The 16347-nt window shown below is 70.5% G+C and carries 11 protein-coding genes; 6 read left to right on the top strand and 5 right to left on the bottom strand.

Translation table 11 applies throughout. From position 1 onward, the window contains the following. Positions 1 to 113 precede the first annotated feature (113 nt). From ACFVZW_RS14010 to ACFVZW_RS14000, 3 genes are all read right to left on the bottom strand, one after another. Positions 114 to 2012: an FHA domain-containing protein gene (locus ACFVZW_RS14010; RefSeq protein WP_384520633.1), complete on the bottom strand. Its 1899-nt coding sequence runs from the start codon at positions 2010 to 2012 to the stop codon at positions 114 to 116. A gap of 168 nt (positions 2013 to 2180) precedes the next feature. Beyond that, a complete protein-coding gene (gene polX / locus ACFVZW_RS14005; protein WP_384520631.1) occupies positions 2181 to 3923 on the bottom strand; it encodes a DNA polymerase/3'-5' exonuclease PolX in 1743 nt (580 codons plus the stop codon). A gap of 119 nt (positions 3924 to 4042) precedes the next feature. Then, positions 4043 to 4459 carry a YjbQ family protein gene (locus ACFVZW_RS14000; protein WP_384520629.1) on the bottom strand — a complete coding sequence of 139 codons (417 nt, stop codon included), beginning with the start codon at positions 4457 to 4459 and terminating at the stop codon, positions 4043 to 4045. A gap of 424 nt (positions 4460 to 4883) precedes the next feature. On the opposite strand from ACFVZW_RS14000, the gene ACFVZW_RS13995 reads away from it, so the two are divergent. The 3 genes from ACFVZW_RS13995 (at position 4884) to ACFVZW_RS13985 (ending at position 8125) form a co-directional block, all read left to right on the top strand. Then, positions 4884 to 5687, top strand: a complete 804-nt coding sequence (locus tag ACFVZW_RS13995) for an ABC transporter ATP-binding protein (protein ID WP_384520627.1) — start codon at positions 4884 to 4886, stop codon at positions 5685 to 5687. Next, entirely contained in the window at positions 5687 to 6901 is a 1215-nt protein-coding gene (locus ACFVZW_RS13990; RefSeq protein ID WP_384520625.1) for an LLM class flavin-dependent oxidoreductase, read from the top strand. Before ACFVZW_RS13995 ends, ACFVZW_RS13990 begins: the two co-directional genes overlap by 1 nt. 120 nt (positions 6902 to 7021) lie before the next feature. Continuing rightward, positions 7022 to 8125, top strand: coding sequence for an FAD-dependent oxidoreductase (locus ACFVZW_RS13985; protein ID WP_384520623.1), 1104 nt, complete (start codon positions 7022 to 7024; stop codon positions 8123 to 8125). A 1-nt stretch (position 8126) separates the two neighbouring features. Here ACFVZW_RS13985 and mltG read toward each other — a convergent pair whose 3' ends face one another. Beyond that, on the bottom strand, positions 8127 to 8993 hold the full coding sequence (mltG, locus tag ACFVZW_RS13980) for an endolytic transglycosylase MltG (RefSeq protein WP_384520622.1): 867 nt from the start codon (positions 8991 to 8993) through the stop codon (positions 8127 to 8129). Positions 8994 to 9314: 321 nt separating this feature from the next. Beyond that, positions 9315 to 11150 (bottom strand): ABC transporter ATP-binding protein, encoded by a 1836-nt coding sequence (locus tag ACFVZW_RS13975; protein ID WP_384520620.1) that lies wholly within the window; start codon positions 11148 to 11150, stop codon positions 9315 to 9317. Between the two features lie 95 nt (positions 11151 to 11245). On the opposite strand from ACFVZW_RS13975, the gene ACFVZW_RS13970 reads away from it, so the two are divergent. The 3 genes from ACFVZW_RS13970 to ACFVZW_RS13960 all read left to right on the top strand — a co-directional run bounded on the left by ACFVZW_RS13970 (position 11246) and on the right by ACFVZW_RS13960 (position 16269). Further along, positions 11246 to 11689, top strand: coding sequence for a MarR family winged helix-turn-helix transcriptional regulator (locus tag ACFVZW_RS13970; protein WP_384520618.1), 444 nt, complete (start codon positions 11246 to 11248; stop codon positions 11687 to 11689). Positions 11690 to 11726: 37 nt separating this feature from the next. Next, positions 11727 to 14651, top strand: a complete 2925-nt coding sequence (locus tag ACFVZW_RS13965; RefSeq protein ID WP_384520616.1) for an FAD-binding and (Fe-S)-binding domain-containing protein — start codon at positions 11727 to 11729, stop codon at positions 14649 to 14651. 202 nt (positions 14652 to 14853) lie between these two features. Continuing rightward, entirely contained in the window at positions 14854 to 16269 is a 1416-nt protein-coding gene (locus tag ACFVZW_RS13960; protein WP_384520615.1) for a Gfo/Idh/MocA family protein, read from the top strand. Positions 16270 to 16347 lie beyond the last annotated feature (78 nt).

The raw sequence follows: 16347 nt of genomic DNA, 5'->3' as shown, positions 1-16347 counted from the left end.
GCGGTCGATGCCCGTTTCACCCGGGCAAGCCCTCACCCCCGCACAGGTGGTGACGACGTTCATGCGCGCGCCGGGGGTGCCGGGGGTGGTTCGGCCCGGCACCCGTTCCATGATCACGTCGCGGCGGAAGCCTTCTCGGGAGCGGTCGTGGCCGGCGCGTCCTGCCGGTAGAAGATGTCGATGTCCACCTCTTCGCCCCCGACGATCAGTGTGTCCCACGCCCCGCTCTCCAACAGGGTCCGCAGGGTGCCGGAGTCGAGCGTTTCCAGGTGGTCCCGGAGCGTCGGGTCGTCGGGCATGCCGGGAACGCGTGACGACAACCGGTCACGGATCCCCCGCAGCCGTTCCATGAGCGCGTCGGTGTCCGCGTTCCTGTCCAGGTCCTTCCCTTCCGACTCTTCGATGCTCTGCGCGATCTTCTCCTTGATCGCGCAGCTGACGCCCTTCTCGTCGGTGGTGATCATCGTGTTCCAGGCTCGGCTCTTGTGCCGGTACTGCAGCATGGACATGGCCGCCTCGTGGCGTGCGAAGTCGGCGTCCCGGAACGGCCTTCCGGTCCATGCGCCGTTGAGGGATCGAGCCAGCGAGATGGCAGAGCCCAGTCCACTGTTGAGCCCGCGGCCCGGCCAGAAGTGGATGGCGTTGGCGGCGTCGCCGAGCAGGAACCCGTAGGTCCCCGGGGAGGTCGACGTGGCCGAGCGCAGCCGGGTCGTGAACCTGGGCCGCTGCACCATGTCGAGCCGGAAGGCCGTGACGGCGCTCAGATCCCTCTCGGCGACACCGAACAGCGCGAGCCCCTGCAACACCCGCTTCCACAGGGCCGAACCCCTGACCATCGCGGGCAGGAAGAGCGTGCTGTGCGTCGAGCACTGGAAGTCACCGTGATCGTCCCGCCCCATGACGCACGGGCGTGAGGCGATGCAATCCTCGAACACATGCCGCACCGGATCGATGCCGACCACTTCCGCGGCCTCGGCATCGGTGAGCCGCATGTTCAGGAACCCCTCGCCGCGAAGGGCATTGAGGAGGAAGCGGTTCTGAGCCACGGTCAGCAGGACCGTCATGGGGTCCGTCAGAGTCGACTTGACGCGCAGGCCCAGGACGACATCCTGAATGTGCTGACCGTGCAGCGAGTAGATGGACTTGTCGGCGTTGCCGAACTTGTCGGTGAAATGCTCCCGCGTTCGGGAGCGACCTCCTTCGCACACGGCGAGCACGTGGTCCCCGGACTCGGCCTTGTGGTACTCGGCCGGGTCGAACGCCTCGGGGACCAGCCGGATCCGATCCGGTTTTTCGTTGGCCAATTCGAGGAGGGTGTCCTCGATGTAGGCGATCCGCAGGTTTCTCGGGTTGTAGCCACGGAGCGAATCGGGTCCCACCGGCCACATTTCGGAGTACGCGTCGCCGCGGAACAGCCGCCCCTGCACCTCCTCGGGGAGGTTCAGGTACTGGCGGCTCTGCACGGTGACGACCTGCTGCCGCCTGACGTTGCCCTGCCCCTCGCCCTTCCAGACGACCTTCGCCCCGTCCTGGGCCCACCGGCCGTCGTACACGGTGATCGCCACGCGCTGCCCCATGAGGTGTTCCAGGAGCAGAGCGAAACTCAGGCCGACGGGACCGCCACCCGTCACCGTGACCTTGAGCACCGGCCCTGCCGCGAGCGTCGCCTTGGAAGGAGTGAGCGGCCGCAGCACGGAGAGGTCGAGGATGGTCTCCATCGCATCGGCCGCTTCGAAGCGGAACGTCTCGGTTCCTATCTCGACGAGATCTCCGGGCTGCAGTTCGTGCGAGGTCACACGGACCCCGTTGACTCGCGTTCCATTACTGCTGCCGCTGTCGTACAGCACGAATCCATGGCGCTCGCGGCGCACCTCGGCGTGAAAGCGTGAGACGTTCCCCCCGGTGATCACGATGCTGTTGTCGCTGTTGCGGCCCAGGGTTACCGGTGTGGCGCCGATCGGGTAGTTCTGTCCTGCCAGAGAGCCTTGATGGCCGACAAGTCGAGGCGGCATGGGTCACCCAATTCCATGAGTCACGGATCCGATGACGAGATGCGAAACCGGTCATGGACGACAACACCCCTGCACCACACACCGCGAGTCGACCGGCACGCAGAGCAATCTTAATCCGGCCGCGACGCCGCTGAGAAGGCGTCCGGACTGACCGGCCACCACAACGCTTCAGCCGCCCTTCCTGCGCCGGCCTCCCTTGCCCAGGAACCGGCGCAGCTTGGTCAGCGGCCAGGTGTTGATGACGTCGTCCGTCGTCAGCCAGCCGCGCTGTGCCGTCGCCACCCCGTAGCGCATGTACGGCAGATGCGTGATGGCATGCGCGTCGGAGTTCACGGCGAACTTCACGCCGTACCGTTTCGCGCGCAGGATGTCCTCGTCGCACAGGTCGAGCCGCTCGGGATGCGCGTTGATCTCCAGAGCGGTGCCCGCCCGCGCACATGCCTTGAAGACCTCGTCGAAGTCGGCGTCGATGCCCGGGCGTTTGCCGATCCGGCGGGTCGTGGGATGGCCGATGACGGCGACGTACGGGTTCTCGCAGGCACGGATGAGCCGGCGGGTGAGTTCCCGCCTGCTCTGGGTGAAGTGGGAGTGGACCGAGGCCACACAGATGTCGAAGTCCGCGAGGAACTCGTCGGGCCAGTCCAAGGAGCCGTCCGGGCCGATGTTGAGTTCCGTGCCGTGCAGCAGCCGCATCCCGTGGTGGACGCCGTCGAGTGCGCGTACCCGCTCGCGCTGGGCGAGAATCTTCTCGTCGGTCATGCGCTGCATGGACAGGTTCGGGGCGTGGTCGGTGACGGCGTAGTAGGCGTATCCCCGGGCCGCGGCTTCGGCGATCATGTCCTCCAGCGGAGCCAGCCCGTCGGTGAGGTCGGTGTGGGTGTGCAGATCGCCTCGGATGCTCTTCTCGGTGAGGAGCTCGGGGAGTTCGCCGCGCAGCCCGGCCTCGATCTCTCCGCGGTCCTCGCGCAGCGTCGGCGGGATCCAGGGCAGTCCGAGCCTCTCGTAGATCGCTTCCTCCGTCGCGGAGGTGAGGCTCTCGCCGCTCTCGGCGTCGAAGAGTCCGTACTCCGACAGCTTGAGGCCCTGGCGCACCGCGAGTTCGCGCGTGCGGATGTTGTGCGCCTTGGAGCCGGTGAAGTACTGCAGCCCCGCGCCCCAGGAGGCCGGGGGAAGGACCCGCAGGTCCACCTGGAGACCCGTGACGGTCCGCACGGAGGTCTTCTTCTCACCCTGCGCGATGACCTCGGCCGTGGACGGAAGGGCGACGAGGGCGTCCATGAAGGGGGCCGACCGGCGCGCCGCCACCAGGATGTCGATGTCGCCTATGGTCTCCTTCATTCGGCGCAGGGACCCCGCGTACGTGCATCGGACGCAGCCGCGGATCTCCGAGAGCTCCGCGACGAGCTGCTCGGCGATGTCCATGGCGGCGCTCACGAGGATCCGGCCCTCGCCTGCCTTCCGCAGGACGGAGATGCCGTGCAGGATGTTCTCCTCGGTCCGCTCCCCGAAGCCCTTCAGGTCGCGCAGCCGTTCCTGGTGGATGGCGTCGATCAACTGGTCGACGGTGGTGGTGCCCAGCTCCTCGTACAGGACCATGGCCTTGCGGGGCCCCAGCCCCGGGATCGCGATCAGCTCGCGCACTCCTGCCGGCACGGCCGTCCGGGCCTCGTCGACGACGGACATACGGCCGGTCCGCAGATACTCCAGGATCTTGTCGGCGACGGACTTGCCGACGTTCGGAATCTCCCGCAGCCCCTTCGCGTCCAGGGTGGAGACGTCCTCCGGATACCCTCCGACGGCACGTGCGGCCTTCTCGTAGGCCCTCGCCTTGAAGGCCTCCCCTCCCCGGATCGCGATGAACTCGGCGTACTCCTGGAGCAGCGCCTCGACCTGGTCATTGGCTCGGGCCATGCCTCCAGAGTGCCCCGCACCCGCCGGGCAGGCACGCCGGGCGCAGCCGACGCCTCGGACCGACGCCGCGCCGGTCGTACGGTGTACGAGCACGACGCCCGGGGCGGCCCCGTCCGCCGCTACCCGAGGAACGTCAACCGCACCTGACGTTCGGGGTTGTCCTTGTTCGTGTCCACCAGGCAGATCGACTGCCACGTTCCCAGCTCCAGACCGCCCCTGATCACCGGCACCGTCGCGTGGGGCGGGACCAGGGCCGGGAGGACGTGGTCGCGGCCGTGGCCCGGGGAGCCGTGGCGGTGTTGCCAGCGGTCGTCGGCCGGGAGCAGGTGGTGGAGGGCGGACAGGAGGTCCTTGTCGCTGCCCGCGCCCGTTTCGAGGATCGCCAGGCCGGCCGTGGCGTGGGGGACGAAGAGGTTGAGGAGGCCGTCGCCTCCCTGGGCCGCGCGGTCGAGGAACTGGGTGCAGGCCGAGGTCAGGTCGGTGACCGTCTCGCTGGTGCCGGTGGTGAGGGTGAGGACCGTGGTGGTGAATGCCATGGGGGCATCCTGCCGTTCGTACCACGAGATTGCGCGTCCACGCTCCGAGACACCGTTGACCGGCACCGGAACGAGTCGCTACGTTCGCGCCATGTTGCGTACAGCCCTGCTCACCACGCGCGGTCACATCGACCTGCTGCGGGTGGCCTCCGCCGCGTGTCCTCGCGGCTGCTGACGCCCTCTCACCCCTGAGCCACCACCTGCGCTGACACCCGTGCGCGCGCCCTCGGCGTGCCCTCGGTCGCTGACGCGTACCCCCCTCTCCTGCCTCGGAGCCCCCTTCATGACGGTCGGCCGCACCCCGCCCGAATCCTTGCCCGACATATCCCCTGTTTCGAAGCTTGGGGAGGCCGTCTCCGCCTCCCGAATCAGGGGAGCTGATCGCCGACGCCGTCGTCCGCACTCTCGAAAGGCTGCCGCTGCAATGGCGACCGACCTGCGCCGGGCAGTGACCATCCAGGGCCTGACCCGTTCCTTCGACGGGCGCCCGGTCATCGACCACCTCGATCTGACCCTGCAGGCCGGGGAGTTCACCGTGCTCCTCGGGCACAGCGGCTGCGGCAAGTCCACCCTGCTGCGCGTCCTGGCCGGGCTCGACCGGGACATCTCCGGGACCGTCCTCGTCCCCAAACGCCGGGCGGTCGCCTTCCAGGCACCCCGCCTCATGCCCTGGAAGCGGGTGTGGCGCAATGTCCTCCTCGGGCTGCCGGGCAAGCCCGAACGGGCCGTCGCCGAACGGGCGTTGGAGGAGGTCGGGCTGAGCCACCGGTCCGGGGCGTGGCCCAGGACCCTCTCCGGGGGCGAGGCGCAGCGGGCGTCGCTCGCCCGGGCTCTCGTACGGGAACCCGATCTGCTCCTGCTCGACGAGCCGTTCGGCGCGCTCGACGCGCTCACCCGGATCAAGGCGCAGCGCTTGGTGGTCGAGTCGTGGCAGCGGCGCGGCTGCGCGGTGCTGCTCGTCACGCACGACGTCGACGAGGCGCTGCTGCTCGCCGACCGGGCGCTGGTGATGCGCGACGGGGTCATCGCGTACGACGCAGCCGTCGCCCTCGATCGTCCCCGCTCCCCCGATGACCCCGGCTTCGCCGCGCTGCGCTCCCGCCTGCTCGCCGAACTGAAGCTGATTCCCAGGGTGTTCGGCCTCGCCGACCACGTCGACCACCGCTTCGACAAGAACCTGCCGCCGTCCACCACCCCGGCGCGCAGCTACGGAAAGGCCTCCTCCTGATGACCGTCCATCTGCACTGGTTCCTGCCGACCGGCGGCGACGGCCGGACCCTCGTCGACCGGCATGCCTACACCGACGGCGGCATCAAACGGTCCGGGACCGTGACCGGCGTACGCGCCCCCGACATCGAGTACCTGGCACAGATCGCCAAGGCGGCCGAGCAGTTGGGCTTCGAGGCCGTGCTCACCCCCACCGGCACATGGTGCGAGGACGCATGGCTGACGACGGTCGCGCTCGCCCAGCACACCGAGCGGCTCAAGTTCCTCGTGGCGTTCCGCCCGGGTGTCATCTCGCCCGTGCTCGCCGCGCAGATGGCGGCCACGTACCAGCGGATCACCCGCGGCCGGCTGCTGCTCAACGTGGTGACCGGAGGGGACTCGGTGGAGCAGCGCCGCTTCGGCGACCATCTGGACCACGACCGGCGCTACGAGCGGACGGCCGAGTTCTTGAAGGTGGTCCGAGGCGTGTGGAGCGGGCAGCCGTACGACTTCGACGGCACCCACTACCAGGTGGAGGGCGGGCTCACCGCGCTGCCGCCGGACCCGCTGCCGGAGATCTTCTTCGGCGGGTCGTCGGCTGCGGCCGGGCCGGTCGCGGCCGAGCACGCGGATGTGTATCTGACCTGGGGCGAGCCGCCGTGGCAGGTCAAGGAGAAGATCGACTGGATCCGGCGGCTCGCCGAGGAGCGCGGGCGCGAGGTGCGGTTCGGCATCCGGCTGCACACGATCTCGCGGGACTCCTCGCGGGAGGCGTGGGCGGCCGCCGACCGGCTGCTCTCCGATCTGGATCCGGCGACGATCGCCGCGGCCCAGGCGACGCTCGGCAGGAGCGAGTCGGTCGGTCAGCAGCGGATGCTGGCGCTGCACGGCGGCGGTTCGCTGGAGCGCGACAAGCTGGAGATCGCGCCGAACCTGTGGGCGGGTGTGGGGCTCGTACGGGGTGGGGCAGGCACCGCCCTGGTCGGCACCCATGCCGATGTCGCCGACCGGATCGAGGAGTACCACGACCTCGGCGTGGAGCACTTCGTGCTCTCCGGCTACCCCCATCTGGAGGAGGCGTACTGGTTCGGGGAGGGCGTGACCCCCGAACTCGCGGCCCGGGGGCTGCTGCCGAGGATCCCCGCATCGCCGCTGCTCGGTGTGCCGGCGGCGAACGGACGTCCGGCCTCCGCTCCTGGCGGCGCACCGCTCCTTGTGGCGGGCGGCGGCCGGTAGGGCGGTTCAGGCCGGTCGGCAGGCGCTCGGTGTCCTCTTCTGGGGTGGGGGGCACCGGGCGCCGCAGAGCGTACCGCCCCGCGCGGGAAGATCCGCGACCCCACCGCGGTTAGTGGAACCGTGAACGATTTCGGGGTTGAGAGCGGGCAGGACGTACGAGACGTCGACGTGGTCGTGATCGGTGCCGGGCAGGCGGGGCTGTCCGCCGCCTACCACCTGCGCCGCGCGGGTCTCGCGCCCGATCACGACTTCGTCGTGCTCGATCACGCACCCCGGCCCGGCGGCGCGTGGCAGTTCCGCTGGCCCTCGCTCACGTACGGCAAGGTCCACGGGATGCACGCGCTGCCCGGCATGGAGCTGACCGGCGCCGACGACGGCCGGCCCTCCTCCGAGGTGATCGGCGAGTACTTCACGGCGTACGAGGAGCGCTTCGCCCTCCGTGTCCACCGGCCCGTCGAGGTCAGCGCCGTCCGCGAGGGCGAGGGCGGCCGGCTCCTCGTCGAGACCTCGGAGGGGACGTACTCCACCCGCGCGCTGATCAACGCGACCGGGACGTGGGACCGTCCCTTCTGGCCGCGCTACCAGGGCCAGGAGACGTTCCGCGGCCGACAGCTGCACACCGCGAACTACCCCGGCCCCGAGGAGTTCGCGGGTCAGCGGGTGATCGTGGTCGGTGGTGGTGCCTCGGGGACCCAGCATCTGATGGAGATCGCCGAGGTGGCGGCGGAGACGACCTGGGTGACCCGGCGCGAGCCCGTCTACCGCGAGGGACCGTTCGGCGAGATGGAGGGCCGGGCGGCCGTCGCCATGGTCGAGGAGCGCGTACGGCTGGGGCTGCCGCCGCAGAGCGTCGTCTCCGTCACCGGCCTCCCGCTCACCGACGCGATCAGGAGCGCGCGGGAGCGGGGAATCCTGGACCGCAACCCCATGTTCGACCACATCACCCCGACCGGTGCGGCCTGGGCCGACGGCCGGACCGTGGACGCGGACGTGATCCTCTGGGCGACCGGCTTCCGTGCCGCGATCGACCATCTCGCCCCGCTCAGACTGCGCGAGCCGGGCGGCGGCATCCGGGTGGAGGGGACCCGAGCCGCACGGGACGAGCGCGTCCATCTGGTCGGGTACGGGCCTTCGGCCTCCACGATCGGCGCCAACCGGGCCGGTCGCGCCGCCGTCACCGAGATCCGGCGCCTCCTGGAGCGGGAGCCCGTGGCGAGCCGCTGATTCACCCTGCCTGCGCCGCGCGGCGGTTCTCGTTGAACTCGGCCACGTTCGCCTGGTGTTCGGCGTAGTCGGCGGTGAAGCGGGTGTCCCCCGGCCGCACGGTCACGAAGTACAGCCAGTCGCCCGTCGCCGGTTCGATCGACGCCGTCATCGCCTGCTCGCCCGGGTTCCCGATCGGCGTCGGCGGCAGTCCGGGACGCTCGTACGTGTTGTAGGGGCTGTCGATCTTGGTGTCGGCATGCGTGGTGTCCACGGTGGAGCGCCCCAGGGCGTAGTTCAGCGTCGAGTCCATCTGGAGTGCCATGCCCTTGGCGAGGCGGTTGTGGACGACCCGGGCGACCTTGCCCATGTCCTCGGCGGTGTCGGCCTCGGCCTGCACGATGCTGGCGATGATCACCGTCTGGTGGACGCTGAGCCCCTGGCGCTGTGCGCCCGCGCCGATGTGAGCGGTGCCGAAGCGTTTCCCCGCCGTGTCGACCATGTAGCGCAGCAGGCTCTCGGGGGTGGTCGTGGCCTCCACGGGGTACGTCGCCGGGAAGAGGTAGCCCTCGGGGTTCCCCGCCGCGGCCGCGGGCAGTTCGAGCGCGGTCGCCGGGGCGTCCGCCGCGCCGCGGGTGGTTCCTTCCGCGAGGCCGAGGGAGCGGTCGATGGCCGCGTACACCTGGCCCGCCCGATAGCCCTCGGGGATCAGCAGGGTCCGCTGCTTCTCGGGGACGGGCTCGACCTTGTCCTCGCCTCGGAGCAGCAGCGGCACGGTGATCGCGGCCGTCACCGCGAGGGCCGCGCCGAGGAGCAGCGCGATCTTGCCGCGGCGGGTGAGCCGGGGGCGGCGGCGACGGTGTTCGGGCTGCCAGGACCGGTGCGTCATGGCCGCACGCTAACCCGGCGGACCCGGGAAACCGCGGAGCCCGCACATGCGGCGGCGCCGCCGGCCCCCTGGGACGGGGAGCCGACGGCGCCTCGCACTGCGCATACCGGCCGTGCGGAGTCGGACGAACCAGGGTCAGACGAGCCAGCCCAGGAAGTGGAAGACGCCGGCGAGCAGGTCGGTGATCACGTTCATGGTGATGCGTTCTCCTTGTGCAGGGTGCAACTGTGGGACAGTGCGCGACCGCGGTCTGCAGCCCGCCGCTTGCGCACCGTAATCATCAGGCGTCACAAGGGAGTTGGGCAACGAAAGCGGGAACGATCACACGTTCTGGGGAACAACCGCTCCCACGTTCGCGTGTTCGTCACGGCGCACCAGGGCCGCGTACCGGCCGTCCCGTTCGAGGAGCTCCTCGTGCGTGCCGCGCTCGGCGATCCGGCCGGCTTCGAGGACCACGATCTGGTCGGCGTCGCGGACGGTGGAGAGCCGATGGGCGATGGTGATGGTGGTACGACCGGCGGATAGCGCGTCGATGGCCTGCTGCACCGCATGCTCCGTACGGGTGTCCAGGGCGCTGGTCGCCTCGTCGAGGATGAGCACGGGCGGGTCGCGCAGGATGGTGCGGGCGATGGCGAGGCGCTGCTTCTCGCCGCCGGAGAAGCGGTAGCCGCGCTCGCCGACGAGGGTGTCGTAGCCCTCGGGGAGCGAGGCGATGTGGTCGTGGATCTGGGCGGCGCGGGCGGCGGCCTCGATCTCCTCGTCGGTGGCGTCGGGCTTGGCGAAGCGCAGGTTGTCGCCGACGGAGGCGTGGAAGAGATACGTCTCCTGGGAGACGACGCCGACGGCCCGGGCGAGGGTGTCGAAGTCCAGCTCGCGGACGTCGACGCCGTCGATCAGCACCCGTCCGCCGGTCACGTCGTAGAGCCGGGGCACCAGATAGCTGAGCGTGGACTTGCCGGAGCCGGTGGATCCGACGACGGCCAGGCTTCCGCCGGCCGGGACGGTCAGGTCGACGGAGTCGAGCGTCGGCCGGCCGGGCGCCTCGCTTTCGTAGCGGAAGTCGACCTTCTCGAACGCCACGTCGCCGCTGATCTTCTCCAGCCGGGTGGGGTTCGCGGACTCGGTGATGTCGACGGGGAGGTCGAGGTACTCGAAGATCCGCTGGAAGAGGGCGAGGGAGGTCTGGATCTGGACGCCCGTGGACAGCAGGCTCACCGCGGGCCGGAACAGACCCTGCTGGAGCGAGACGAAGGCGACGAGGGTGCCCAGCGAGATCGCCGGTCCGCCGCCCTGGAGGGTGAGGCCCGCGGCCCAGTAGATCATCGCGGGCATGGCGGCCATGACGATGCCGATGATGGACATCCGCCACCGTCCTGCCATGGAGGAGCGCACTTCGAGGTGGACGAGGCGCTCGGACTCCTCGGCGAAGGACTTGGTGAGCGAGTCGGCGCGCCCCATGGTCCGGCCGAGCAGGATGCCGCTGACGGAGAGCGACTCGGTGACGGTCGCGGCCATGACGGCCATCTGCTTCTGGCGCTGCGTGGTGATCTTCTTGCGCTCGCGCCCGACGCGGCGGCTGATCCAGACGAAGACCGGGAGCAGGAGCAGCGAGACGACGGTGAGGCGCCAGTCGAGCGCGAGCATGGCGACGATGGTCGCGACGACGGCGGTGAGGTTGGAGACGAGGGAGGTGGCGGTCGAGGTGACCGTCGCCTGCATCCCGCCGATGTCGTTGGCGATCCGGGACTGGATCTCGCCCGTGCGCGTACGCGTGAAGAAGGCGAGCGGCATCCGCTGCAGCTGCGTGTAGACCGCGGTGCGCAGATCGTGCATCACCCGCTGGCCGACGGTGGTGGAGATGAGGGTCTGGAGCACGCCGAAGACGCTCGCCATCACGGCGGTGACGATCATGCCGAGGGCGAGCAGGCTGAGCAGCCCGGTGCGGCCCTGCGGGATCGCGGTGTCGAGGATCTCCTTCAGCAGGAACGGCGAGGCGACCGTCACCAGGGACGAGGCGCCGACGAGCAGGCCGACGACGGCGAGCCGCCCGTGGTAGGGACGGAAGAGCCGCAGGATGCGGCGCATCTGCGCGGGCTCCTTCGGCTGCGCGGGGTCGCGCGGTGGGGGTGTCCATTCGGACTCTTCATGGGGGCGCATGGGCTCCTACGAGGGGTGAGAGCAGTGAAGTCGATCAGAGCATAGCTCATTGTTACCTATACTCACAATGAACATGGTCCTGATATTGTTCCCCCATGAACACCCCCGACGCCGACGGCCTCCTCGCCGAGCAATTGCTGCGCCTCACCCGACGCCTGCAGCGCAGCCAGAAGCAGCAACTGGAGCCGATCGGCATCACCCCCGCGCAGTCCCGCCTGCTGCGCACGGTCTCGCACTACGACCATCCGCCCCGGATGGCCGATCTCGCCGAGCGCCTCGAGGTCGTCCCCCGGGCCGTCACCAGCCTGGTGGACGGCCTGGAGGCGGCCGGCCGGGTGCGTCGCGTCGCCGATCCGACGAACCGCAGGGTGGTCAGGATCGAGCTCACCGACTCGGGGCGCGCCACGCTGCGCGCGTTGCGAAGCGCCCGTCGGGCGGCCGCAGAGGACATCCTTGCTCCATTGACCGTCGATCAGCGCGAGGTGCTCGGAGGTCTGCTGTCCGCTCTGGTCGACCACGTGCCGGGGCGGCGCTGCTGACCGAGGAGGCGCAGGCAGCGCCGAGGGGAGCCGTGACATGCCACTGCTGGAGCCGAACCCGCAGGCCCTGCGTCCGGGCACGAAGCGGACCCCGGCCCCGGACCGGGTCCCCGACCTCCAGTCCCGCGGCACTCCACGGCACCTGCGGGAGGAGCTGACCGCGCTCCTCGGCCCCGGCAAGGTGCTGTCGAAGATCTCCGACCTGGTGCGGTACGCCTCCGACGCGAGCCCCTACCGGTTCGTCCCCCAGGTCGTGGTGGTGGCGGAGGACATCGACGACATCTCCGCGGTCCTGTCGTACGCGCACGGCAAGGGCCGCGCGGTGGTGTTCCGGGCGGCCGGGACCAGCCTCAACGGGCAGGCTCAGGGGGAGGACATCCTGGTCGACGTGCGCCGGCACTGGGCGGGCGTCGAGGTGCTCGACGACGGCGCTCGCGCCCGGATCCGCCCCGGCACCACCGTCGTCCGGGCCAACGCCGCGCTCGCGCGGCACGGCCGGGTCCTCGGACCCGACCCGGCGAGCGCCGTCGCCTGCACGATCGGCGGGGTCGTCGCCAACAACGCCTCGGGCATGACCGCGGGGACGACCCGGAACTCGTACCGGACCGTCGCCTCCCTCACCTGTGTCCTGCCGAGCGGCACCGTCGTGGACACCGCCGGTCCGGCCGCCGACGCGGAGCTCGCGCGCGCCGAGCCACGCCTGTGCGCGGGGCTGATGGAGCTGAAGGCCGAGATCGAGGCCGACCCCGAACTGGTCTCCCGCATCCGTGCCAAGCACACGATCAAGAACACCAACGGCTACCGCCTGGACGCCTTCCTGGACGGTGCCACGCCGGTGCAGATCCTGCGCGGACTGATGGTCGGCTCGGAGGGCACGTTCGGTTTCATCTCCGAGGTCGTCTTCGACACCCTGCCGCTGGACCGGCAGGTCTCGACGGCGCTGCTGTTCTTCCCCTCGCTCCCGGCCGCGGCCGCCGCCGTGCCGCGCTTCAACGACGCCGGGGCGATCGCCGTGGAGCTGATGGACGGCAACACCCTGCGCGCCTCGGTCAGCGTCGCCGGGGTGCCGGCCGACTGGGCCGGGCTCCCGAAGGAGACGGCGGCCCTGCTCGTGGAGTTCCGCGCGCCGGACGCGGCGACACAGGAGGCGTACGAGCGGGCGGCGGCCGCCGTGCTCGACGAGCTGGAGCTGGTCGCGCCCGTCGCCTCGGTGAGCAACGCCTTCACCCGCGACCCGGGGACGATCGCCGGGTACTGGAAGGCCCGCAAGGCGTTCGTGACCGCCGTGGGCGGCGCACGCCCCTCGGGTACGACGCTGATCACCGAGGACTTCGCCGTACCACCGGTCCGGCTCGCCGAGGCCTGCGCGGAGCTGCTGGAGCTGCAGTCCCGGCACGGCTTCGACGCGGCCGTCGCCGGTCACGCCGCCCACGGCAATCTGCACTTCCTGCTCGCGTTCGACGCCGGTGACCCCGCGGACGTGGAGCGGTACGCCGCCTTCATGGACGAGTTCTGCAAGCTGACCGTGGAGAGGTTCGACGGCTCGCTGAAGGCCGAGCACGCCACGGGCCGCAATATCGCGCCCTTCCTCGAGCTGGAGTGGGGGCCGAGGGCCACGGCGCTGATGTGGCGGACGAAGGAGGTCATCGATCCGGACGGGGTGCTCGCGCCGCGGATCGTCCTCGACCGCGACCCGCAGGCCCATCTCCGCGGCCTGAAGACGATCCCGAAGGTCGAGGCGGTCGCCGATCCCTGTATCGAGTGCGGCTTCTGCGAACCGACCTGTCCCAGCCACGACCTGACGACCACGCCGCGCCAACGCATCGTGCTGCGGCGGGAGATGATGCGGCAGAGCGACGGCTCCCGAGTGGAGGCCAGTCTGTTGGAGGCGTACGGCTACGACGCCGTGGACACCTGCGCCGGCGACTCCACATGCAAGCTGGCCTGTCCCGTCGGTATCGACACCGGGGCGATGATGAAGGACTTCCGTCATCGGCGGCACTCGCCGCGAGAGGAGTTCGTGGCGGCGCTCGCGGCCCGGGGCTTCCGCGCCGTGGAGGCGTCGGCGCGGCTCGCCGTCGCCGCGGCGGACCGGATCGGGGACCGTCTCCTGGCATCGGCGACCGGCCTGGCACGCAAGGCGGTGCGCCCCGATCTCGTACCGGAGTGGCTGCCGGAGATCCCGGGTGCGGCGGGCCGCCGCCTGCCCCGGACCCACCGCCCGGCAGCCGTCGCGATCTACTACCCGGCCTGTGTGAACCGGATCTTCGGCGGGCCGGAGGGGCGTCCCGGCCCCTCGCTCCCCGAGGCGGTGGTCGCGCTCTCCGCGCGGGCGGGCAGACCGGTGTGGATTCCGGACGACGTGTCCGGGACGTGCTGCGCGACGATCTGGCACTCCAAGGGGTACGAGCGCGGCAACGAGGTGATGGCCAACCGGATCGTGGAGGCGGCCTGGGGCTGGACGGCGGGCGGGCGGCTGCCCCTCGTCGTCGACGCCTCCTCGTGCACGCTCGGGATCGCACACGAGGTGGTGCCGTATCTGAGCGACGACAACCGGGAGTTGCACGCCGAGCTGACGGTCCTGGACTCCCTGGTGTGGGCGGCCGACGAGCTGCTGCCGCGGCTCGACGTACGGCGTGCGGTGGGTTCGGCGGTGGTTCATCCGACGTGCTCCATGCGGCATCTGGGGGACGAGGAGCAGCTGACGGCGCTGGCCCGGGCCTGCGCCGAGGAGGTCGTGGTCCCGGAGGACGCGGGCTGCTGCGCCTTCGCCGGCGACCGGGGAATGCTCCATCCGGAGCTGACGGCCTCGGCCACCGCGCGGGAGGCGGCCGAGGTGACGGCGCGCCCCTTCGACGCGCATCTTTCGGCGAACCGGATGTGCGAGATCGGTATGGACCGGGCGACCGGCCGGAGCTATGAGCACGTGCTCCTGGCCTTGGAGCGCGCGACGCGTCCGTGACGTCCCGCGCGACAGGACGAGGGCCCTTGCCCCATGTGGGTGAGTGGCCCTCGTCGTCCGCATGACGCGGCCATGCGGAATGGAAGAGTCCAACTACCCGTCACAAGAGTCCAATCCGCGCCCTTGCGCACCACCAGTCTCAACGGCCAGGGTCCTGAGCGGGATTCATGAGCCAGCCGTGCACACAGCTACTGGAGGTTCCATGAACGACAACGCACCGCAGCCGCCGAGCCGCCGCTCCGTCCTGCGGACCACGGCCGGGGTCGCGGGAGCGGGCATCGGCCTCGGCGCCCTGGGCGCCGGCCACGCCGCGGCCGCCTCGCCCGAGGCCGCCACGGCCGCCGAGGAGACCGCCCGTACGCCCCGGCGCAGAGGCGCCACCATGGCCGGTGTCCCCTTCGAGGGACGCTCCACGGTCCGGGTCGGCATCGTCGGCCTCGGCAATCGGGGCGGCAGCATGATCGACCTGTTCCTGGCGCTCCCCTGGGTGCGGGTGGTCGCGATCTGCGACCCGGTCAAGGAGAAGGCGGAGCGCGCCGCCGCCAAGGTGGTCGCCGCCGGACAGCCCTCCCCCGGTCTGTACACCCATGGCGAGGACGATTACGAGAACCTCTGCGTGCGTTCCGACCTGGACTTCGTCTATGTGGCGACGCCCTGGGAACTCCACGTCGAAATGGCGCGGGCGGCCATGCTGAACGGCAAGCACGTCGGCGTGGAGTGTCCGATCGCGATGACGCTCGCGGACCTGTGGGAGCTGGTCGACCTCTCCGAGCAGACCCGACGCCACTGCATGCAGCTCGAGAACTGCTGCTACGGCCGCAACGAGATGCGGGTCCTGCGGATGGCGCATGCGGGCAAGTTCGGGGATCTGCTGCACGGAGCGGGGGCGTACAACCACGACCTGCGCGAGCTGATGTTCTCCGCCACGTACTACGAGGGCCCGTGGCGCCGGATCTGGCACACCAAGCTGCGGGGCGATCTGTATCCGAACCACGGTTTCGGGCCGGTCGCCAACTACATGGACATCAACCGGGGCGACCGTGCGGTCAGCATCAGCAGCTTCGGGACACCGGCGCTCGGTCTCGCCGAGTACCGCGCCAAGGAGATGCCGCCGGGCGACCCGAGCTGGAAGGAGACGTACATCGGGGCCGACCGGACGATCAGCCTGGTCCAGACGGAGAAGGGCCGGGTGATCCGGCTGGAGCACGATGTCTCCACGCCGCACCCGTACAGCCGGATCAACAGTCTGGGCGGGACGCTGGGCGTGTTCGAGGACTATCCGGCCCGGATCTATGTGGAGCCGGACCACAAGGGGCACCAGTGGGGCGACTTCGCGGCGTACGCCACGGAGTTCGACCACTGGCTCTGGAAGGAGCACGCGAATCCGCCGGGCGGGCACGGCGGCATGGACTACATCATGATCTTCCGGCTGATGCAGTGCATGCAGCTCGGTCTGGTCCCCGACTTCGACGTGTACGACGCGGCGACCTGGACGGCGCCGGTGCCGCTCAGCCACGCCTCGATCAAGGCCAAGGGCGTACCGCTGCCGATCCCGGACTTCACCCGCGGCGAGTGGAAGAAGGCCCGGTCGGGCGTGGACTCGGTCAAGCCGGTCTAGGGCGTTCCGACCCTTGTCCGCCGGACACGCTCTGGCGGCGAACGGCGCGCGGGGCCCGGCTCGCACCGGCCGGGCCCC

The organism is Streptomyces sp. NPDC059567 (genome assembly GCF_042735655.1).
GTDB lineage: Bacteria > Actinomycetota > Actinomycetes > Streptomycetales > Streptomycetaceae > Streptomyces.
Note: the sequence above shows the minus strand (reverse complement) of the source record. Positions and strands in the feature narration are given on the sequence as shown.

Bases quoted from the DNA above. Each gene is read 5' to 3' on its own strand.
- ACFVZW_RS13970 (WP_384520618.1), top strand. From the start codon at position 11,246: ATGAACACCCCCGACGCCGACGGCCTCCTCGCCGAGCAATTGCTGCGC.
- ACFVZW_RS13965 (WP_384520616.1), top strand. From the start codon at position 11,727: ATGCCACTGCTGGAGCCGAACCCGCAGGCCCTGCGTCCGGGCACGAAG.
- ACFVZW_RS13995 (WP_384520627.1), top strand. From the start codon at position 4,884: ATGGCGACCGACCTGCGCCGGGCAGTGACCATCCAGGGCCTGACCCGT.
- ACFVZW_RS14000 (WP_384520629.1), bottom strand. From the start codon at position 4,459: ATGGCATTCACCACCACGGTCCTCACCCTCACCACCGGCACCAGCGAG.
- mltG (WP_384520622.1), bottom strand. From the start codon at position 8,993: ATGACGCACCGGTCCTGGCAGCCCGAACACCGTCGCCGCCGCCCCCGG.
- ACFVZW_RS13960 (WP_384520615.1), top strand. From the start codon at position 14,854: ATGAACGACAACGCACCGCAGCCGCCGAGCCGCCGCTCCGTCCTGCGG.
- ACFVZW_RS13975 (WP_384520620.1), bottom strand. From the start codon at position 11,150: ATGCGCCCCCATGAAGAGTCCGAATGGACACCCCCACCGCGCGACCCC.
- ACFVZW_RS13990 (WP_384520625.1), top strand. From the start codon at position 5,687: ATGACCGTCCATCTGCACTGGTTCCTGCCGACCGGCGGCGACGGCCGG.
- polX (WP_384520631.1), bottom strand. From the start codon at position 3,923: ATGGCCCGAGCCAATGACCAGGTCGAGGCGCTGCTCCAGGAGTACGCC.
- ACFVZW_RS14010 (WP_384520633.1), bottom strand. From the start codon at position 2,012: ATGCCGCCTCGACTTGTCGGCCATCAAGGCTCTCTGGCAGGACAGAAC.